Source organism: Herbaspirillum sp. WGmk3, assembly GCF_023952535.1.
GTDB classification, from domain to species: Bacteria; Pseudomonadota; Gammaproteobacteria; order Burkholderiales; family Burkholderiaceae_D; genus Herbaspirillum; species Herbaspirillum huttiense.
The window spans coordinates 1-18,634 of record NZ_JAKYWT010000011.1 but is presented as its reverse complement, the minus strand read 5'-3'; the positions used below and the strand labels follow the sequence as shown (position 1 = coordinate 18,634).

18 protein-coding genes are annotated in these 18,634 nt (G+C 64.0%); 12 read left to right on the top strand and 6 right to left on the bottom strand.

The window, feature by feature from the left end:
• Positions 1-24: 24 nt before the first annotated feature.
• The 5 genes from rarD to MKD49_RS25465 all read left to right on the top strand — a co-directional run bounded on the left by rarD (position 25) and on the right by MKD49_RS25465 (position 4,969).
• Entirely contained in the window at positions 25-921 is an 897-nt protein-coding gene (rarD, locus tag MKD49_RS25485; RefSeq protein WP_121041301.1) for an EamA family transporter RarD, read from the top strand.
• A gap of 41 nt (positions 922-962) precedes the next feature.
• On the top strand, positions 963-2,630 hold the full coding sequence (gene ettA, locus MKD49_RS25480; RefSeq protein WP_039790218.1) for an energy-dependent translational throttle protein EttA: 1,668 nt from the start codon (positions 963-965) through the stop codon (positions 2,628-2,630).
• 102 nt (positions 2,631-2,732) lie between these two features.
• Positions 2,733-3,083 carry a hypothetical protein gene (locus MKD49_RS25475; protein ID WP_252697693.1) on the top strand — a complete coding sequence of 117 codons (351 nt, stop codon included), beginning with the start codon at positions 2,733-2,735 and terminating at the stop codon, positions 3,081-3,083.
• Positions 3,084-3,313: 230 nt separating this feature from the next.
• Positions 3,314-4,228 (top strand): bile acid:sodium symporter family protein, encoded by a 915-nt coding sequence (locus tag MKD49_RS25470; protein ID WP_252697692.1) that lies wholly within the window; start codon positions 3,314-3,316, stop codon positions 4,226-4,228.
• Between the two features lie 147 nt (positions 4,229-4,375).
• Positions 4,376-4,969, top strand: a complete 594-nt coding sequence (locus tag MKD49_RS25465) for a molybdopterin-dependent oxidoreductase (protein ID WP_121041300.1) — start codon at positions 4,376-4,378, stop codon at positions 4,967-4,969.
• 22 nt (positions 4,970-4,991) lie between these two features.
• Here MKD49_RS25465 and MKD49_RS25460 read toward each other — a convergent pair whose 3' ends face one another.
• A complete protein-coding gene (locus tag MKD49_RS25460) occupies positions 4,992-6,632 on the bottom strand; it encodes an acyl-CoA synthetase (RefSeq protein ID WP_252697691.1) in 1,641 nt (546 codons plus the stop codon).
• 180 nt (positions 6,633-6,812) lie between these two features.
• Between MKD49_RS25460 and MKD49_RS25455 the strand changes: the two genes are divergently transcribed.
• The 3 genes from MKD49_RS25455 to hisC all read left to right on the top strand — a co-directional run bounded on the left by MKD49_RS25455 (position 6,813) and on the right by hisC (position 9,406).
• The gene (locus tag MKD49_RS25455) at positions 6,813-7,487 is read left to right on the top strand and encodes a Crp/Fnr family transcriptional regulator (RefSeq protein WP_088755430.1); all 675 of its coding nucleotides are present in this window, start codon (positions 6,813-6,815) and stop codon (positions 7,485-7,487) included.
• Positions 7,488-7,576: 89 nt separating this feature from the next.
• Positions 7,577-8,239, top strand: a complete 663-nt coding sequence (locus tag MKD49_RS25450; protein WP_252697690.1) for a hypothetical protein — start codon at positions 7,577-7,579, stop codon at positions 8,237-8,239.
• Between the two features lie 84 nt (positions 8,240-8,323).
• The gene (gene hisC / locus MKD49_RS25445; RefSeq protein WP_039790211.1) at positions 8,324-9,406 is read left to right on the top strand and encodes a histidinol-phosphate transaminase; all 1,083 of its coding nucleotides are present in this window, start codon (positions 8,324-8,326) and stop codon (positions 9,404-9,406) included.
• A gap of 78 nt (positions 9,407-9,484) precedes the next feature.
• Here hisC and MKD49_RS25440 read toward each other — a convergent pair whose 3' ends face one another.
• Complete coding sequence (locus MKD49_RS25440; RefSeq protein ID WP_252697689.1) at positions 9,485-10,699, bottom strand: YbfB/YjiJ family MFS transporter; 1,215 nt, start codon at positions 10,697-10,699, stop codon at positions 9,485-9,487.
• A gap of 69 nt (positions 10,700-10,768) precedes the next feature.
• Positions 10,769-11,368 carry an HD-GYP domain-containing protein gene (locus MKD49_RS25435; RefSeq protein WP_039790209.1) on the bottom strand — a complete coding sequence of 200 codons (600 nt, stop codon included), beginning with the start codon at positions 11,366-11,368 and terminating at the stop codon, positions 10,769-10,771.
• A 268-nt stretch (positions 11,369-11,636) separates the two neighbouring features.
• On the opposite strand from MKD49_RS25435, the gene MKD49_RS25430 reads away from it, so the two are divergent.
• Both MKD49_RS25430 and MKD49_RS25425 read left to right on the top strand, forming a co-directional pair.
• On the top strand, positions 11,637-12,797 hold the full coding sequence (locus MKD49_RS25430; protein WP_252697688.1) for an MFS transporter: 1,161 nt from the start codon (positions 11,637-11,639) through the stop codon (positions 12,795-12,797).
• 48 nt (positions 12,798-12,845) lie between these two features.
• Positions 12,846-13,541, top strand: a complete 696-nt coding sequence (locus MKD49_RS25425) for an alpha/beta fold hydrolase (protein WP_209583596.1) — start codon at positions 12,846-12,848, stop codon at positions 13,539-13,541.
• A 52-nt stretch (positions 13,542-13,593) separates the two neighbouring features.
• Here the strand turns inward: MKD49_RS25425 and MKD49_RS25420 are convergent, their stop codons facing one another.
• Positions 13,594-13,863 carry a hypothetical protein gene (locus tag MKD49_RS25420; RefSeq protein WP_121041285.1) on the bottom strand — a complete coding sequence of 90 codons (270 nt, stop codon included), beginning with the start codon at positions 13,861-13,863 and terminating at the stop codon, positions 13,594-13,596.
• A 388-nt stretch (positions 13,864-14,251) separates the two neighbouring features.
• Entirely contained in the window at positions 14,252-15,226 is a 975-nt protein-coding gene (locus MKD49_RS25415) for a nitronate monooxygenase family protein (protein WP_034339953.1), read from the bottom strand.
• Between the two features lie 309 nt (positions 15,227-15,535).
• Here MKD49_RS25415 and MKD49_RS25410 point away from each other — a divergent pair, with 309 nt between their 5' ends.
• On the top strand, positions 15,536-15,691 hold the full coding sequence (locus MKD49_RS25410) for a hypothetical protein (protein WP_166675113.1): 156 nt from the start codon (positions 15,536-15,538) through the stop codon (positions 15,689-15,691).
• Positions 15,692-15,733: 42 nt separating this feature from the next.
• On the opposite strand, the gene MKD49_RS25405 is transcribed toward MKD49_RS25410, so the two are convergent.
• The gene (locus tag MKD49_RS25405; RefSeq protein WP_252697687.1) at positions 15,734-17,440 is read right to left on the bottom strand and encodes a ShlB/FhaC/HecB family hemolysin secretion/activation protein; all 1,707 of its coding nucleotides are present in this window, start codon (positions 17,438-17,440) and stop codon (positions 15,734-15,736) included.
• 199 nt (positions 17,441-17,639) lie between these two features.
• Here MKD49_RS25405 and MKD49_RS25400 point away from each other — a divergent pair.
• Positions 17,640-18,634 (top strand): filamentous hemagglutinin N-terminal domain-containing protein (locus MKD49_RS25400; protein WP_252697686.1); only part of this gene is annotated, 995 nt, incomplete at its 3' end.

The following is an 18,634-nucleotide window of genomic DNA, read 5'->3' as shown; positions in this document are numbered from 1 at the left end:
GGCTTCCGATTCCATTGCCTTGCCATGCTTCACGCCGTTTGCGCCTCCGTCCTGTGGGGCCTGTTCCCGCTGTATTTCAAGTTGCTCAAGGAGATTCCCTCCTTCGATATCGTCGTGCATCGCCTCTTCTGGTCCTGTGTGTTCCTGGTGGCCGTGCTGGCCTGGCGGCGGCAATGGCGCTGGGTGGGCGAGGTCATCAAGCGGCCCATGGTGGTGCTGGGCTTCCTGCTCTCGGCCCTGCTGCTGACCGGCAACTGGACCCTGTATGTCTGGGCCGTCAACGCCGGGCGCATCGTCGATACCAGCCTGGGCTACTTCATGAGCCCGCTCATGAGCGTCTTCATGGGCTACCTGATCCTGAAGGAACGCATGCGTCCCCTGCAATGGCTGGCGGTCTTCCTGGCACTCGGTGCCGTGATCTGGCTGACCTTCGCCAACGGCAGCCTGCCGTGGATCTCGCTGCTGATCGCGCTGACCTTCGCCTTCTATGGCCTGCTGCGCAAGACCGCGCACCTGGGCGCGCTTGAAGGCCTGTCGCTGGAAACCTTGCTGATGCTGCCGCTGGTGCTGGCCATCCTGGGCGTGGATACCTTGCGTGACAGCAATGCCTTCACCCATGCATCGACCACAGCCAAGATCCTGCTGGCCCTGTCCGGCCCGATCACGGCGGTGCCGCTGCTGCTCTTTGCCCATGGCGCGCGCCGCATCCCCTTGTCGATGCTGGGCCTGATGCAATACATTTCGCCTACCATCCAGCTGCTGGGCGGCGTGCTGATCTACGGCGAGCCCTTCACCGGGGCGCGCGCCATCGGCTTTTGCGTGATCTGGGTGGCGCTCGCGGTATACTCCGCCGAAGGCTTGTGGCGCTACCTGCGCACCCGCGCGCAAAGCTCGGCAGAGCCCAGCGCCGGCGGCGCCTGACGCCGCCTCCTATCGTTTCCCTCTCACTGGCAACTCATACCATGGCTCAATACGTCTTTACCATGAACCGCGTCGGCAAGATCGTGCCGCCGAAGCGGCAGATCCTCAAGGACATCTCGCTGTCCTTCTTCCCCGGCGCCAAGATCGGCGTGCTCGGCCTGAACGGCTCGGGCAAGTCCACCCTGCTCAAGATCATGGCCGGCATCGACAAGGAAATCGAGGGTGAAGCTATCCCGATGCCCAACCTGAACATCGGCTACCTGCCGCAGGAACCCCAGCTCGACGCCGAGAAGACCGTGCGCCAGGAAGTCGAGAGCGCCCTCGGTGAAGTCTTCGAAGCCCAGGCCAAGCTGGACGCGGTCTATGCCGCCTATGCCGAAGAAGATGCCGACTTCGACGCCCTCGCCACCGAGCAGGCGCGCCTGGAAGCCATCATCGCCGCCGCTGACGGCAACAGTCTCAACCAGCAGCTGGAAATGGCCGCCGACGCCCTGCGCCTGCCGCCCTGGGACGCCAAGATCGGCGTGCTCTCCGGTGGTGAAAAGCGCCGCGTGGCGCTGTGCAAGCTGCTGCTCTCCAAGCCCGACATGCTGCTGCTGGACGAACCGACCAACCACCTGGATGCCGAATCGGTGGACTGGCTGGAGCAGTTCCTGCAACGCTTCCCCGGCACCGTGGTGGCCATCACCCACGATCGCTACTTCCTCGACAACGCCGCCGAATGGATCCTGGAACTGGACCGCGGCCACGGCATCCCCTGGAAGGGCAACTACAGCTCCTGGCTGGAACAGAAGGAAGCCCGCCTGAAGCAGGAAGAGGCCAGCGAATCGGCCCGCCAGAAGACCATCGCCAAGGAACTGGAGTGGGTGCGCCAAAACCCCAAGGGCCGCCAGGCCAAGAGCAAGGCGCGTCTGGCCCGCTTCAACGAGCTCTCCGAATACGAATACCAGAAGCGCAACGAGACCCAGGAAATCTTCATTCCCGTGGCCGAGCGCCTGGGCAATGAAGTCATCGAATTCAAGAACGTCAGCAAGGGCTATGGCGACCGCCTGCTGATCGACAACCTGAACTTCAAGATCCCGGCCGGTGCCATCGTCGGCATCATCGGTCCCAACGGCGCCGGTAAATCGACTCTGTTCCGCATGCTGGCCGGCCGTGAAACGCCGGACAGCGGCGAACTGGTGCTGGGCCCCACCGTCAAGGTGTCGCTGGTGGACCAGTCGCGTGAAGACCTGGGCAACAAGAAGACGGTCTTCGAAGATGTCTCGGGCGGTGCCGACATCCTCACCGTGGGCCGTTTCGAAATGCCCTCGCGCGCCTACCTGGGCCGCTTCAACTTCAAGGGCGGCGACCAGCAGAAGGTGGTCGGCAACCTGTCCGGCGGTGAGCGCGGCCGCCTGCACCTGGCCAAGACCCTGCTCCAGGGCGGCAACGTCCTGCTGCTGGACGAACCGTCCAACGACCTCGACGTGGAAACCCTGCGCGCCCTGGAAGATGCGCTGCTGGAATTTGCCGGCACCGTGCTGGTGATCTCCCACGATCGCTGGTTCCTGGACCGTATCGCCACCCACATCATCGCCTTCGAAGGCGATTCGCAGGTCACCTTCTTCGACGGCAACTATCAGGAATACGAAGCCGACAAGAAGAAGCGCCTCGGCGAAGAAGCCGCCAAGCCCAAGCGTATCCGTTACAAACCGGTTACGCGTTGATGGCTTGACTGAAATGGTCGGGAAAACGCCGCTGCTTCCAGCGGCGTTTTTTTTTCGTCCGTGCAGTGGATCGTCAGCGGAGGTAAAGAGTTGTAGGGACGCATGACGCCACCCATCGCGCTGGCTACCATCGTGGATCACAAGACTAAGGGAGCCCCGATGACAATCCGCCTGATGCCGACGCTGTCCCTTGCGATGGTGGCCGCACTGGCCGGCTGCACCTCCTCGCAACCGGTCACGCAGATCGACAAGGACACCTACCTGCTGGTGGCCAGTTCACGCTGGCGCGGCAATGACGGCGTGGCAGCACAGGGTCTGCAGCAGGCCGATGACTGGTGCCGCCAGCAGGGCCGCCGTGCACGCATCATCGGCAGCGAGCGTTCGGAGGGCGTGATCGGCGTGATGCCGCCCAAGGTGATGCTTAGTTTCAAATGTGATCTTATTCGCCAGTAGGCCGTCCCACGGCCCGGGAGCCGGCAGGAATCGGCCTGCGCGGGTAGAATCACGCCCTTGCCGCGCCCACAAGGCGCGTGATCGAGGATAGAGAAGAGGCCGCCACCGGACCTGGTGCACGAAGCCTCTCCGCCGCAGTGTGCGTCATCCGCGCAATGAACATAAAAAACGCGCCATCCCGGCATGATCGTCTTCATGCACGGGCCTGTATTCATCATTCATCCATTGCCATGCTTGCCACCATCACCCGCCTCTTTCCCGTGTGGGCGCTGCTGCTTTCCGCCGCTGCCTGCTTCTCACCGCCGACCTTCACGCCCATCGGCAAATACATCACCCAGCTGTTGACGCTCATCATGCTGACCATGGGCGTCACGCTCACGGTGGACGACTTCAAGCGCATCATCAAGCGCCCCGCACCGGTGGCTGCCGGCATCATCCTGCACTACCTGGTCATGCCGCTGGCTGCCTGGGTCATCGCCAAGGTACTGCGCATGCCGCCTGACCTCACCGCCGGCATGGTGCTGGTGGGCAGCGTCGCCTCCGGCACTGCCTCCAACGTGATGATCTATCTCTCGCGCGGCGATGTGGCCCTGTCGGTGACGATCTCCACGCTCTCCGCGCTGGTGTCGGTGTTCGCCACGCCGATGCTGACCGAGCTCTACGTGGATGCCTCCATCCACTTCGACGCCCACGCCATGCTGATGTCGATCGTGCAGATCGTGGTGGTCCCCATCGCGGTCGGCCTGGTGCTGAACCTGTTCGCGGGCAAGCTGATCCGCCGCATCGAGCCCTACCTGTCGCTGGTGTCGATGGTGGCCATCCTGCTGATCATCTCGGCGGTGGTTGCGGGTAGCCAGGCCAGCATCGCTTCGGTCGGCCTGGTGGTGCTGGTGGGCGTGATCCTGCACAACGGCCTGGGTTTGCTGGGTGGCTACTGGGGTGGCCGCCTGCTGGGCTTCGACGAAGCAGTCTGCCGCACGCTGGCCATCGAAGTCGGGATGCAGAATTCCGGTTTGGCGGCCGCCCTGGGCAAGCTGTATTTCACGCCGGTGGCGGCCTTGCCGGGCGCACTGTTCTCGGTGTGGCACAACCTCTCGGGGTCGCTGCTGGCCGGTTACTGGCGTGGCCGGCCGCCGCGTGACTGAAGCGCAGTTGCAGTGATGCAGCGCTGAATCCAACGGCCCGCTTCGTCTTGAGGCGGGCCGTTGTCGTTGGTGCGCAGCGAAGCGCAAAAACTGATTACAATCCGCCATCACCGCACGTCCCATCCATCTCCATCAGGAGGGTTTTCCATGCAAAAACGCAAGTTCCTCGGCCTCGGTGCCTCGCTGCTGGCCGCACCCGTGGCCCTGCCTGCATTGGCTGCCGACAAGAAGTCCGGTGCTGCCGCAGGTCCGGTATTGCTCACGGTGACCGGCGACATCAGCAAGGCCAATCGCGGCCCGCTCGATCCGGCGCTGGACCAGATGATGGCCAAGCAGAAGCTGGCGTTCGACCGTGCCCACACCTTCGATTTTGCCGCGCTCGCCGCGCTGCCTTCGGTAGAGATCCGTCCCACGCTGGAATACGATGGCCGCCGCCACAGCCTGCGCGGTCCGCTGCTGTCGGAAGTCTTGCGCGCTGTCGGTGGTCCCGCCACCGTGCAGAACTGTGCCCTGCGTGCCGTCGATGGCTACGCGGTGCTGGTCTCGGCGGAAGATATCGCCAAGTACCGCTTCATCATCGCCACCCATCTGGATGGCAAGCCCATCCCGCTGGGCGGACTCGGTCCGCTGTGGGCCGTGTATGACGCCGACAGCTTCCCCGAGATGAGTGCGCGCCCCTTGCCGGAGCGCTTCGGCCAATGCCCGTGGGGCCTGTATCACATCGCCGTGCGCAAGGCCTGAGGCGATGTGATGGGACAGCGCCTCAGACGTTGATGGCGCTGTCCGATTTCATGCGCTTGCGCAGTTCGAACTTCTGGATCTTGCCGGTGGAGGTCTTGGGCAGCGGACCGAAGTAGATCGCCTTGGGTACCTTGAAACCGGCCAGGTGGCCCCGGCAGAATTCGGTCAGTTCGGCCGCATCGATGTTGGCCCCGTCCTTGAGTTCGACGAAGGCGCAGGGTGTCTCTCCCCATTTTTCATCCGGTTGCGCCACCACCGCTGCGGCCAGCACGGCCGGATGGCGGTACAGCACGTCTTCCACTTCCACGCTGGAAATGTTTTCCCCGCCGGAGATGATGATGTCCTTGCTGCGGTCCTTGATCTTGATGTAGCCGTCCGCGTTCATCACGCCCAGATCACCGGTATGGAACCAGCCCCCGGCAAAGGCTTCCTGCGTGGCCTTGTCGTTCTTCAGGTAACCCTTCATGCAGATGTTGCCGCGGAACATGATCTCGCCGATCTCCTCGCCGTCGGCGGCTACCGGTTCCATGGTGTCCGGCGAGAGCACCGTCACCCCGCTCTGCAGGTGATAGCGCACGCCCTGGCGTGATTTCTGTACCGCGCGTTGATCCACCGACAGCGCGTTCCATTCATCCTGTTCCGCACACACGGCTGCCGGGCCATAGACTTCGGTAAGCCCGTACACGTGGGTCAGCTCGAATTGCATCGCCTCCATCTTGGCCAGCACGGCCGCTGGCGGCGGCGCACCGGCCACCATCGCCTTGACCGGACCACGAATGCCGGCACGCCAGCCCTCGGGCGCATTGGCCAGCGCCGCATGCACGATGGGCGCGGCGCAGTAATGCGTGATGCCATGTTCTGCGATCAGGTCGAACACCAGCTTGGGTTCGAACTTGCGCAGGCATACGTTCACGCCTGCGCGGGCGGCCACGGTCCACGGGAAGCACCAGCCATTGCAATGGAACATGGGCAGCGTCCACAGGTAGACCGGATGCTTGGGCAGATCCCATTCGAGGATGTTGGAGACCGCATTCAGGGCCGCGCCGCGATGGTGATAGACCACGCCCTTGGGGTCGCCGGTGGTGCCGGAGGTGTAGTTCAGCGCAATGGCATCCCATTCGTCGGCGGGCCATTGCCATTCGAAATTTTCATCGCCATCGGCCAGCAGGGCTTCGTACTCCAGATGGCCGAAACGCTCGCCGGGTACCGGCGGCGGACCCAGCACGTCGAACACCTCGATGATTTTGAGTGCCGGCAATTGCGTGCGCAACTGCTGCGCCAGCGCAGCGAATTCGCTGTCGATCAGCAGCACCTTGGCTTCGCCATGGCGCAGCATGAAGACGATGGATTCGGCATCGAGCCGGATGTTGAGGGCATTCAATACCGCACCGGCCATGGGCACACCGAAGTGCGCCTCCACCATCGCCGGGGTATTGGGCAGCATGGCCGAGACGGTGTCGTTCTTGCCGATGCCAAGACGCTGCAGGGCGCTGGCCAGGCGGCGCGTGCGGCGATAGGTCTGGTCCCAGTTCTGGCGCAATGCGCCGTGAATGATGGCGGGACGCTGGCCATAGACGGCGGCGGCGCGCGCGATGAAATCGATGGGGGTGAGGGCCGCGTAATTGGCGGCGTTGCGGCCAAGGCCGGTGTCGAAATCTGCCATGTCTGTCTCCTTGCGGCGGGGATGAGGGGCGCGGCCTGTGCATTTTTTATCAGCCGCCTGTTATTTTCTGCACTAGGGTAGCACCGAAGCTGTCTTGCGCTTTGTCATCACGACGACAAGGCTGACATGCGACAATGTTTGCCGTTTCCTTCCCTCTTTCACTATCCCATGAGCAGCCCGATGGCGCAGCTTCTGCAGCAATACGACTGGTTCGCCGCGCTGGCCGGCGAGCATCGTGCGCTGGTCGCCGCCACCACCCAGTTGACGCGCTTTTCGGCCGATGCCTTCGTGGCCCGGCGCGGCGAACTCTCGCAATACTGGATCGGGGTGCATGAGGGCTTGATCAAGCTGGCCGTCTACAACATCGATGGCCGCAGCAGTACGCTCTCGGGCGTACCCGAGGGCGGCTGGTGCGGCGAGGGCAGCGTCATCAAGCGCGAGCCGCGCCGCTATGACGTCATCGCCATCCGGGCGTCACAGATCCTGCTGGTGCCGGCCGATACCTTCCACCGCCTCATGGCCGAGAGCCTGCCCTTCAACGCCTTCGTCATCGGCCAGTTGAACGAACGCATGGGCCAGTTCATCGCCACGGTCCAGAACGAACGCCTGCTTGATGTCGATGCCCGCGTGGCGCAGGCCATTGCTCAGCTGTTCCACCCGATGCTGTATCCGCGTACTTCCAAGGTGCTGGAACTGTCGCAGGAAGAGATTGGCCTCTTGACCGGCTTGTCGCGCCAGCGCGTGAACCAGGCCATGCGCCACCTGGCCGAGCTGGGGCTGGTGGAGATTTCCTACCAGAGCATCCGCGTGGTCGATCTCGATGGCTTGCGCGCCTTCGGCATGGCCTCGCTGTGAGCGGCCTGTCACCACGATGACAGTCTGGCGCAGGCTACCGGCTTAAGATCGGGCGAGCATCCCTGCATTGAGACTGCATCGACCCCTCCATGGCCATCATCACCCATCATCACCTGCTGCTGCGTGAACTGCGTTTCGCCGCCCCGGCGCGCGTGCGGGTCTGGAAGGGGGCTGCCACCTTGAAGAGCGGGGGCGTATCGGTCGAGTTGCAGGAAGGCGGAAGCTTCACGGTGCCGCCCTTCGTGCGTTTTTCCTGCCTCGCGCATCCGCGCGTGACGGCACAAGGCATGCGCCCCGCAGTCTGGTCGCTGGCGCTGGAGACCGAAGCCAGCGCCGACATGGAACGCGCCGCCGACACCAGCAAGCCTCACGCCCGTCGCCTTGCCGCCGCCATTTTTGCGCAGCCTGCCGCCGACTGGTGCGCCGAGCGCATCGCGCGCGACTGGCAGATTTCCACTGCCCGCCTGCGTGCCTTGCTGTTTGCCGAGGGCGAGTCATTGCGCAGCCTGGTGCGCGAGCAGCGCGTGGCCTGGGTACTGGCGCAACTGGCGCGGATGGAAGATGCCGGTGCCAGTCCCGCCGCAGCCGGGTTTGCCTCGCTGTCGGCCCTGCAGCGCGCCTGCCAGGACCTGATCGGCCTGCCGCCCGAGATTGCCGGCCGCGCCCTGTCGCTGCTGAGCAGCCATCCCCGGCCGGCCGTTACGCTGCAGGATGACCAGGCCCGCCAGCCGCGCTACCGCCCTTATTTCTGAGGCGTCTGCGGTCGGGTGGCGGCAAGTTTGCTACCATCTGCGCTTTCCCTCAATTCTGCAAGGCCCGGCCCGGGCTGATTTCTCATGAGCAAGTTCTGGAGTCCCATCGTCAGCCGCCTGACGCCCTACACCCCCGGCGAACAACCCAAGATTGCGCGCCTGGTCAAGCTCAATACCAACGAGAGCCCGTATGGCCCGTCGCCGCTGGCCCTGCAGGCCATCGCCCGCGAGGTCAGCGACAACCTGCGCCTGTACCCCAATCCCGACGCCGAACCCCTGAAGCTGGCCATCGCCCGCCGCCATGCCGCCGACGGCATCAGCGCGCGCGAGGTGTTCGTGGGCAACGGCTCCGACGAAGTGCTGGCGCACGCCTTCCAGGCCCTGCTGCAACATGGCAAGCCCATCCTGTTCCCGGACATCACCTACAGCTTCTATCCGACCTATGCCGGCCTGTACCAGGTCGACTATCGCGCCGTGCCGCTGGCCGAGGATTTCACCCTGCGCACCGAGGATTACCTCGGCCATGGCGATGCCATCGGCGGCATCATCTTCCCCAATCCCAATGCGCCGACCGGCTGCCTGCTGGGACTGGACGAAGTGGAGCGCATCCTGCAGGGCAACCCGGAGCGCGTGGTGGTGGTCGATGAGGCTTATATCGATTTCGGCGGCGAGAGCGCCATCCCGCTGGTGCAGCGCTATCCCAATTTGCTGGTGGTGCAGACCTTCTCCAAGTCGCGCGCATTGGCCGGCATGCGGGTCGGTTTCGCAGTCGGCCATGCCGACCTGATCGATGCGCTGGAACGCGTCAAGAACAGCTTCAACTCCTATCCGCTGGACCGCCCCGCCATCGCCGGTGCCACCGCCGCCATCGAGGACGAGGACTATTTCCGCAAGACCTGCGACATGGTCATCGCCAGCCGCACCGCACTGGTGGCGCAGCTGGAAGCACTGGGCTTCGAGGTCCTGCCCTCGGCGGCCAACTTCGTCTTCGCCCGCCATCCGCAGCGCGATGCCGCTGAGCTGGCCGCGGCCTTGCGCAGCGATGGCATCATCGTGCGCCACTTCAAGAGCGAGCGCATCAAGCAGTTCCTGCGCATCACCATCGGCACCGATGAGGATTGCGGCACCCTGGTGGAGGCATTGCGCCGCCATCTCGGCCAGCAGTAAGTGTTCCCTCTGCGGGCCGCGCCGGTGTTGGCCGCGCGGCCCGATGTGCAGAAAACGTCAAGCGTTTGCGGTGCGTCCCTAGCCCGCTACCAGCGGCCTTTGCCGCCAGGCCACCAGCGCCCCCGCCAGCAGCATCAGTGCAGAAAACGTCAAGCCGCGTTGCAGGCCGCCGGCTCCATCGGCGATCCATCCGACGATGGACGGGCCGATGATCTGCCCCACGGCAAAGATGATGGTGAAGGCGCTGATACCGGCTGGCCAATCGGATGGCGGCAGGTTGTGACGCACCATGGCGGTGGTCGACGCCACGGCCGACAGGAAGCAGCCGCCAAACAGCAGCCCTGAGGCAAACACCGCCACCGGCGCGGCCGTCATGGCCGGCAGCAGCGTGGCCAGGCACAGCAGGCCATTGAGGATGGCCAGCGATTGCCCGCCCCGGAAGCTGTCCAGCATGCGTGCCCAGATGCGTGAAGACGCAAAGGTCGCCGCGCCCAGCAGCGCAAAGAACAGCGTGATGCGCGCCGGTGCCATCCCTTCTTCCTTCAGCAAGGCGATGACGAAGGTCATGTAGCCGATGTACCCGAGCCCGAAGAATAAATAACCGGTCAGCCCGAACAACAAACTGCGCGCACGCCAGGTCCCGCCTCCTGCCGCCTGCGCCGGCGAGGTCGGCATCAGCCGCGCGGGCAGCGTCATGATCAGGCTGGCCACCAGCGCCAGCACGCCCAGCAGGATCCACGCCCATTGCCACGGATGGGGCGCACCCCGGGCGGCTGCGGCCTCCATCACCGGTGGCACCAGCAGCGACGCGGCCACGATGCCGATCCCGGTACCGCCGTAATACAAGCCCAGCAGCAGGCCGGCGCGCTGCGCATGCAAGGCCGCCAGCCGGCTCACCAGCAATCCGCCCGAGACGAAGATGAGCGCACTGGTCACACCCGTTACTATCCGCAGCAGCAATTGCAGCAGCGTGTCCGTGGTCAGCGCCGGCAGGAAGGACAGCAGGGCGGTGGCGAAGGCGCCCGCGATCAGCACGCGGTGCGCCTGATAGCGGCGCATCAGGCGCGGCGTCAGCAGCGCGCCCAGCAGGTAGCCCAAGGCATTGCCGGTATTCATGCCGCCGGCGATGAGGTAAGGCCAGCCGAGGTCGCTGCGCATGGGTGCCAGCAGCAGGGCATAGGAGAAACGCGCCACCCCCAGCGCCACGGCCGTGCCCAGCGACAGGGCCAGGGCGGTCAGGATGGGGTGGCGCAGGATGAAAGGCGAGGGCGCATGCGCGGCGTGCGGGGGCATGGAATGGCGTCTCCTGGCGGTCTTGTTGTGGTGTGGTGCCAGTGTAGCCGAAGCGGTCAAACCGCTGCCCTAGTTGGTGACCGGCCGCCAGTTGTGTTGCTGCACGACGTGCAGACAGGCATCCACCACCACGGGATCGAGGCGAGACCCGCTTTGGCGCTGGATTTCTTCCAGGGCCACGGCCATGCCCAGTGACTTGCGGTAGGGGCGGTCGGCCGACATCGACTCGACGATGTCAGCCACGGTCAGGATGCGCGCCTCCAGCGGCAGCGCATCGCCGCCGATGCCGCGCGGATAGCCGCTGCCATCGAGGTACTCGTGATGGCACCAGACGATCTCGGCCAGGTTGAAGGGGAAGCTGATCTTGTTCAAGATCTCGTAACCGAACTGCACGTGGGTCTTGAGCACGCCGTATTCGTCAGCGGTAATGCGGCCGGGTTTGGTCAGCAAATCGAGCGGTATCCTGGCTTTGCCGATGTCGTGCACTTGAGCGGCCATGTGCAGCACGTCGATGCGCTCGGCCGGCAGGGCCAGATGACGGCCGATCATCACCGCCAGCTCGGCGGTCTGGTCCTCGTGGTTGGGCGTATAGCCGTCAGTGAGCCGATGCAGGGCGATCAGTGCATCGATGACTTCCTGGTAGATCTTGTTCGGTTCTGAAACTGGCATTCCTGTCCCTGCGTGATTGCAGCCGCTGGCAGCGTGCACGGTCGCTCAGAGGTGTTGCTTGATGAATAGTTGGAAGGCGATGCGCCTGCCGTGAACCTTTGCAGGTCCCTTTGTCTCTGATTGAGCCCCCTTGAAGGAAGCCCCGACCCGCTGGTCCGACGACGCATGTGCATGCGTTTTCCCGGTTGTCGGATAATAGCGGCCTGCAATATTGAAACTCATTTCAGGAAAGAAATGATTCTGCGCAGTTTACATTCCTGACTGATCGATGACAACCAAGCTGTCCACTTCCCGCCCGTCTTCTCCCTTGCGCCTGATCTGGCGCAAGTCTGCCATCCCGCTGTTCTTCCTGCTGCTGGGCGTGGTCTTTGCCACTTGGGCCGCACGCATTCCCGCCATCCGGGACCATCTGCAGCTCGATGCGGCCACGCTGGCGCTGGTGCTGCTGTGTGGCGGCATCGGCGCGGTCGGCTCCTTCCCGCTGGCCGCGTGGATCACCGGCCATTACGGTGCGCGCCACAGCACCCTCTACGCGGGGCTGGCTCTGCTGGTGTCGCTGCCCTTGCTGGGACTGGCACCGAACGTGGCCTCGCTGATGCTGATCTGCACGCTCTATGGAGCGGCGTCCAGCTGCTTCGACGTCGCCATCAATGCGCTGGGCGCACAGGCCGAACGGGATGCAGGGCGGCCCATCATGTCCATGCTGCATGGCTGGTTCTGCGTGGGCACCTTTTCGGGTGCGCTGGCCGCCAGTGCCGTGGCGGGCATGGGCATCGCACCGATCTGGCACTTCCTGCTGGTGGCCGCGCTGTTCCTCTATCCGCTCTACTCCTGCTATGAAGCGCTGCCCGATGACCGCCCCGAGCATGACCCCGCACGCAAGCTCTTCGTACTGCCGCACGGACATCTGGTGGTGCTGGGCGTGATCGCGTTCTGCGGCGCCATCGTCGAAGGCTCGGTGGCGGACTGGAGCGGCATCTACATGAAGGATCATATCGGTGCCAGCGATGGTGCCACGCCCCTGGCCTATGCTGCCTTCGCCGGGATGATGCTCATCATGCGCATGATCGGCGACCGTCTCAAGGCCCGCTATGACGCGCGCCGCGTGGTGTGGGTCGGTACGCTCATCGCGAGCCTCGGCATCGCCCTGGCCGTGGCGGCACCCGGCATGACGCTGGCCATTCTCGGCTTTGCCATCGCCGGGACCGGCGTGGCCGCGGTCTTCCCGTTCGTCTTCAGTGCCGCCGGACGGCACGGTTCCAGCGCCCTGGCGGCGGTGGCCACGCTGGGCTACAGCGGCAGCCTGATTGGCCCGCCGGTGTTCGGCTTCCTCGCCCATGGCTGGGGATTGCAGGCTGCACTGGCCTTGCTGGGCGTCTTGTGCCTGGCCATGGCCGGGTCCAGCCGCCGTGCGCAGTGGCTGCAGTAAGGCCTCCGCTTTTCACTTCTACAACCTCTGATGCAAGGAAAAAATACGATGCGCAATCTGGTCCTGCTGCCGGGCTTCATGCTCAATGCCCACCTGTGGGATGACATGCAGGCCGATCTGTCCACGCTGGGTACACTGACTTTCGGCGACCTCGGCCAGGATATCGGCATCCAGGCCATGGCCGACGCCGTGCTGCGCCAGGCGCCGGAGCGCTTCGTGCTGTTCGGATTTTCGATGGGCGGCTTCGTGGCGCAAGCCATTGCGCTCAAGGCACCGGAACGCGTGCTGGGCCTGGGTTTGCTCAATACCTCATCGCGCCCGCAGACCGAGCGCGAATCGGCGGGCACACTGGCGCAGATCGAGCTGGCCCAGCGCACCCCCTTCAAGGGACTGACATCGCGCGCACTGGCCTCTTCGCTGCATCCGGCGCGCAGCACCGATCGCGGCCTGCTGGACCGGCTGCAGGCCATGGCCCTGGCCAATGGCAAGGACGTGTTCCTGCGGCAGTTGCAGACCCTGCGCGACAGCAACGCCGAGGATCTGCAACGGCTGCAGTGCCCGGTACTCATCGTCAGCAGTGACGAAGACAAGCTGCGCAGTGTGGAGGAATCGGAAGAGATGGCGCGCCAGATACCGCACTCGCGCCTGGAGATCATCGGTGACTGCGGTCACATGACGCCGATGGAAAAGCCGCAGGAATTGTTCGGGATCATCTCTGACTGGATCGTGCAATCCGGTCTGTGAAGCCTGCGCGTCGGCCAGTCCGGGGCCGGCGCGGCAGGACTTGAAGCGGGCTTCAGCCCTCGTCGCGCTCTTTGCGGGGCGCTTCGGCCGAGCGGCTGCCGGGCCGTTTGTTCATTTCATCCAGTCCGCCCGTGCCGCGCAGGTCGGTATCGACCTGGCCCTTGCGGATATCGTCATATGCCTGGCGAATCTCGGGGCGCTCGACGGCATGGCCGCTGTTGGCGGCGTCCTGGCGGTCCGCATGCTGGTCATGCTCATGCGGCAGGCGCGGCTTGTCATGTTTGGGGTGACGGTCTTTTCTGGTTCTCAGGAAGCTGGTCATGGTGGTGGTCCTCGCAATTGAATGGTTGACTCTTCTTTTGCCGCAGGGCGATGCCGTGTGAGAGTGGCCACAGCGCATCATCACGCCTTGCATCTGCATGAAGCGAACAAGTACGACCGGGCCTCACAACAGAAGTGCCGCGAGTTACAAAGTGAGATGAAAAATAAGATTTTGTCCGACAGACAATTCGTACAAGCCGGCGCACAAGGCGCGGAAAGAAAAGAGAAGATGCCCGCTTGGACGCGCCAGGACTGGCTGTGTTCCCCATTTGCTGTGAATGGCCGCACATGAAAAAAAAGGCGGACCCGGGTAGCGGTCCGCCTTTTACTTAGTTTTTCACGCCGCTCATGATGGCGTGAAGCTCATCCGTTACTGCAAAAGCGTCGCCTCACAGCGACAGTCGCGCACGCGCGGCGCGATATTCCTCTTCCAGCCGATCCACCATTTCGGCCACGGTCGGCACATCTTCCATCAATCCCACGCCCTGGCCTGCGCCCCAGATATCGCGCCATGCCTTGGCCTTGCTGCCGCCGCCGGAACCGAAGTTCATCTTGGTCTTGTCGGCTTCGGGCAGGTTGTCCGGATCGAGGCCGGCATTGACGATGGACTTCTTCAGGTAGTTGCCGTGCACGCCGGTAAAGAGGTTGGTGTAGACCACATCGGCGGCGGTCGACTCCACGATGGCCTGGCGGTAGGCGTCGTCGACGTTGGATTCACGCGTGGCCAGCCAGCGCGAGCCCATGTAGGCAAAGTCCGCGCCCATGGCCTGCGCTGCCAGCACCGCATCGCCCGTGGCGATGGAGCCGGACAGGGCCAGCGGTCCCTTGAACATCTTGCGCACTTCACCCACCAGCGCGAAGGGCGAGAGCGTACCTGCATGGCCACCGGCACCGGCGGCCACCAGGATCAGGCCATCGACACCGGCTTCCAGGGCCTTCTCGGCATGGCGCAGCGAGATCACGTCATGCAGCACGATGCCGCCATAGCTGTGGACCGCATCCAGCATTTCCTTGGGCGGCGCGCGCAGGCTGGAGATGATGATGGGCACCTGGTGCTTCACGCAGGTGGCCACGTCCTGGGCCAGGCGGTCATTGGACTGGTGCACGATCTGGTTGACCGCGATCGGTCCCGCCTTGCGTTGCGGGTGTTCCGCTTGCCATTGGGCAAGCTCGTCCTGCAGCTGGGTCAGCCAGGTGTCGAGCAGCTCGGCCGGGCGCGCGTTGAGGGCAGGAAACGATCCGACCAGCCCGGCCTTGCACTGGGCTGCCACCAGCGCCGGGCCGCTGGCGATGAACATGGGCGAGCAGATGATGGGCAGGCGCAGATCTTGCAATGCTTTGGGGTAAGCAGGGGCTGGTGGCATGGTCGTCTCTCTTGGGTTGTCATTATCTCAAGGCAACAGGGCAGGACCCCATGCCGCTTTTGTCCGGCGATTATAGGACAAAAAGCGACAAAATATAACGGTCGTGCTTTTTGTTGCGCGAAGGTGAAATTTTCAGGAAATTATTTATATGATTTACTGTCTTCCCTTCATGCGTGCTATGTTTTCCACAAGCCTGCAATAAAAACAGGCCATGCAGGGCGCTACCGGGGGCGTCTTGCGGACCGGCTCAGCCGGAAGGGCCATGCCCGCGTTCCATCTATCTATCGTTATTAGCCGTAGGGGGGAATCATGCAACACTTTGATCTCGTCAATGTCCTCATCATCGTCCTGGCCGCCGTCGCACTGATTGGGGGCGCGCTGCTGCACAAGCGTGCACTGAAAAAGGCACTCATCGAGTCCGACAAGCTGCCGGTGCGCGGCCTGCGGCGTTATCGCCAGCAGTGAAGCGCGGCGGCTGCCAGCCATCCTGCGCCGCATTTTCTTCATTCAATACGACCATTGCAGGCTGAACCCGCCGGTCAGCGTACCGGTGGGGAATCCCTGTGGCCTGGTCAGTGGCGCAGCGATGAAGAGCTCCATGCCGAGCTTGTCCACGTTGCCACGCCAGCCCAATACGGCACCGCTCAAGCGGCGCCCGCTCAGGCTTTGCGTCATTGGTCCCGCTACCGCGCCGGTATCGACGCCGGCGTAGACTTCCTGCCCGCCTTCTCCCATCCCCCAGGACAACTCATTGCGCAACAGCCAGCCGCGCTCGGCCTGCAAGTTGATGTCGCCATCAAAGCCACGCACGGTATAGCGTCCGCCGATGGCGAACTGATCCTGCGCCGGCAGCTTGCCCCGGTTCCATTGGGCGCGCGCCGTTGCGTTGTAACGTAAACGCGCCGTGCCCAGCGTGAAGGGCGCATGGATCGCCGCGTCCGCCAGCCACAGTCCATAGCGCGTGGTGATCTGCGGCAGGTCGAGTTCGTCCTCGGGCGCACGGCCTTGCCGGTCCAGTGCACGGCGATGGCTCAGGTTGATCTCGGCCACGGCCGGTCCGATGAAGTGGCGGTGATTCACGCTCCATTCCCATGCCGTCATCCTGCGCTGTTGCGGCGCCAGCGGAATCTGGTCGACGAAATTGAAGGACTTGCGCAGCAACAGCCGGGCAGCGACATGGCTCTTGCTGGTGGCATTGCGTTGCAGGAGGCGCGACAGTTTGACTTCGCTCGTTTCGGCATGGCCGCTGTAGACCACCGGTTCAAAGGCGCCCTCCACCGTCTGGTGATAACGGCTGCCCGAGAGCGTCGCCGAGAGCAGCCAGTAGCCGAAGGGCAGCGAATAATGCACGGTATGGCTGCGGCTGCCGCGATCCCCATAGCGCCCCAGGCTGCGCGTGAGACTGGCGTAAAAGAGATCATTGAGCGTCCACCAGTTGTCATAGGCCACCGTCACGCCTGCCTGATGGCGGCCAGTGGTGCGCGCACCGCCATCGTCCAGCGAGGCTGACACGCGGAACGGAAAGGCCTGCCGGTATTGCACGACCAGATCGCTGTCGCCGGCTTGCGCGTCGGATTCTTCCGAGGGCGTGATCTCGATGTCAGCCTCTGCTGTCGGCACGCGCCTGAGGTTTTCCAATCCTTGCTCGATGGCGCGCAAGTCGAGCAGATCTCCCTCAGACAGCGGCAGTGCCGTGACAGCATTGCCGCGCGTGTCCGCTCCCTCGGCCATGCGCACCTTGCGCAGCCTGCCGGGAATCACCGTGAGGATCAGCCTGCCCGTGGACAGATCCTGCGGCTGTGCCAGCACGCGCGTGGTGGTGTAGCCGCGCGCGATGATGTCGGCCTGCACGCGAGCCAGCAGGATTTGCAGACCCTGGCTGCCCAGGCAGCGGCCGGTGGCACCACCATCCTCTGCCGCCTTCATCACCGTGCCCAAGGCGGGCCGGAAGCGCTCCGCAGAATCTCCTTCCATGATGATCGTGTCGATGCGGCTGCAAGGTTGTTCGTCCTCGGGGTAGTCCAACGACGTGGAAGCGGGAGGGGGCAGGCCCAGCGTGAGCACATCGGGCGCTTGCTCCAGGGCCTCGCGCAAGACGCGCTCTCGTTCGCGCTGCAGTTGTTCTTGCTGGATGCCGGGAGATTGTGCTGCGCTGTAGAGCGGGAGGGAGAGCGCGCCGAGCAGCAGCGGAGAAAGGAGGCGGTAGCGATTCATAAGGAAATGGTCAGCGGGCAAAACAACACCGGGCACGCGTGTCGCGATCATTCAAAAATTGGGGAGATCGCAATTTCTCTTTTTATCGTCTGCACATAAATCAGACTTTTCTGATTTTTTAATCCGCTCTAAAAAAATAGACTGCGCCTCGAATCGATAAGGCGTCCGGCCTGGGTCGATCTCACAAAAGGGGCGATCCATGAACCGTCAGCGCTATCAGTTGGTCTTCAACCGTCATCGCGGCATGCTGATGGCGGTCGCGGAAACCGCCTCGACCACCAGCGACCAGAGGTCACCGATGGCATGCGGGGCTGCCGGTGTGGTGGCACCGGCATCGTGGAAGTTCTGCACGCTGGTCTTGGCCCTGGCACTGACGTGGCAAAGCGTGGCACATGCGCAGATCCTGGCAGACCGCAACGCGCCGCGCGAAGAGCAGCCGATGGTGCTCAAGGCCGCCAACGGCGTGCCCGTGGTGAACATCCGGCAGCCCAACGCCAAGGGCCTGTCGGTCAACAGCTACCGGCGTTTTGATGTGGATGGACGCGGAGTCATCCTCAATAACGCGGGTGGCTCCAGCAAGTCCGAACTGGGCGGCTATATCGCTGGCAATCCGTGGATGCCCGGCGGTGGCGCACAGATCATCGTCAACCAGGTCAACGCAACGGACCCCAGCTACCTGCGCGGCTTCATCGAGGTGGCAGGCAACCCGGCGCAGGTGATCATCGCCAACCCTGCCGGCATCACCTGCGCGGGCTGCGGTTTCATCAACGCCCAACGCGCCACCATGACCACCGGCACGCCCGTCATCCGGCAGGGCAATCTGGAAAGCTATCGCGTGAACGGCGGCGTGATCAGCTTTGAAGGACGCGGCCTGCAAGCCAGTGATACCGCCTATGCCGACGTCATCGCCCGTGCGGTGCGGGTGCATGCAACGCTGCGGGCCAGACAGATCCGACTCACGACCGGACTCAATACGGTCAGCGCTGATCATGCTCAGATCACGCCGGGTTTGCCCGCCGCCGATGCAGCACCGGTGCGTGCGGTAGATGTGGCCGAAGTCGGCGGCATGTATGCCGGCCACATCTACCTGACCGCCACCGAGCATGGCGTGGGTGTGCATCATGGTGGCACCTCGGCGGCGACGGAAGGACAACTGGTCGTCACCTCAGCCGGTCGCCTGGAAAATACCGGGAC

What these genes read in the sequence shown, in the direction of transcription:
- MKD49_RS25415 (WP_034339953.1), bottom strand. Translation starts at nt 15,226, where the DNA reads ATGCCACCAGCCCCTGCTTACCCCAAAGCATTGCAAGATCTGCGCCTG.
- ettA (WP_039790218.1), top strand. Translation starts at nt 963, where the DNA reads ATGGCTCAATACGTCTTTACCATGAACCGCGTCGGCAAGATCGTGCCG.
- MKD49_RS25465 (WP_121041300.1), top strand. Translation starts at nt 4,376, where the DNA reads ATGCAAAAACGCAAGTTCCTCGGCCTCGGTGCCTCGCTGCTGGCCGCA.
- MKD49_RS25405 (WP_252697687.1), bottom strand. Translation starts at nt 17,440, where the DNA reads ATGAATCGCTACCGCCTCCTTTCTCCGCTGCTGCTCGGCGCGCTCTCC.
- MKD49_RS25460 (WP_252697691.1), bottom strand. Translation starts at nt 6,632, where the DNA reads ATGGCAGATTTCGACACCGGCCTTGGCCGCAACGCCGCCAATTACGCG.
- MKD49_RS25430 (WP_252697688.1), top strand. Translation starts at nt 11,637, where the DNA reads ATGACAACCAAGCTGTCCACTTCCCGCCCGTCTTCTCCCTTGCGCCTG.
- MKD49_RS25450 (WP_252697690.1), top strand. Translation starts at nt 7,577, where the DNA reads ATGGCCATCATCACCCATCATCACCTGCTGCTGCGTGAACTGCGTTTC.
- MKD49_RS25475 (WP_252697693.1), top strand. Translation starts at nt 2,733, where the DNA reads ATGACGCCACCCATCGCGCTGGCTACCATCGTGGATCACAAGACTAAG.
- MKD49_RS25440 (WP_252697689.1), bottom strand. Translation starts at nt 10,699, where the DNA reads ATGCCCCCGCACGCCGCGCATGCGCCCTCGCCTTTCATCCTGCGCCAC.
- rarD (WP_121041301.1), top strand. Translation starts at nt 25, where the DNA reads ATGCTTCACGCCGTTTGCGCCTCCGTCCTGTGGGGCCTGTTCCCGCTG.
- MKD49_RS25435 (WP_039790209.1), bottom strand. Translation starts at nt 11,368, where the DNA reads ATGCCAGTTTCAGAACCGAACAAGATCTACCAGGAAGTCATCGATGCA.
- MKD49_RS25425 (WP_209583596.1), top strand. Translation starts at nt 12,846, where the DNA reads ATGCGCAATCTGGTCCTGCTGCCGGGCTTCATGCTCAATGCCCACCTG.
- MKD49_RS25455 (WP_088755430.1), top strand. Translation starts at nt 6,813, where the DNA reads ATGGCGCAGCTTCTGCAGCAATACGACTGGTTCGCCGCGCTGGCCGGC.
- MKD49_RS25470 (WP_252697692.1), top strand. Translation starts at nt 3,314, where the DNA reads ATGCTTGCCACCATCACCCGCCTCTTTCCCGTGTGGGCGCTGCTGCTT.
- hisC (WP_039790211.1), top strand. Translation starts at nt 8,324, where the DNA reads ATGAGCAAGTTCTGGAGTCCCATCGTCAGCCGCCTGACGCCCTACACC.
- MKD49_RS25420 (WP_121041285.1), bottom strand. Translation starts at nt 13,863, where the DNA reads ATGACCAGCTTCCTGAGAACCAGAAAAGACCGTCACCCCAAACATGAC.
- MKD49_RS25410 (WP_166675113.1), top strand. Translation starts at nt 15,536, where the DNA reads ATGCAACACTTTGATCTCGTCAATGTCCTCATCATCGTCCTGGCCGCC.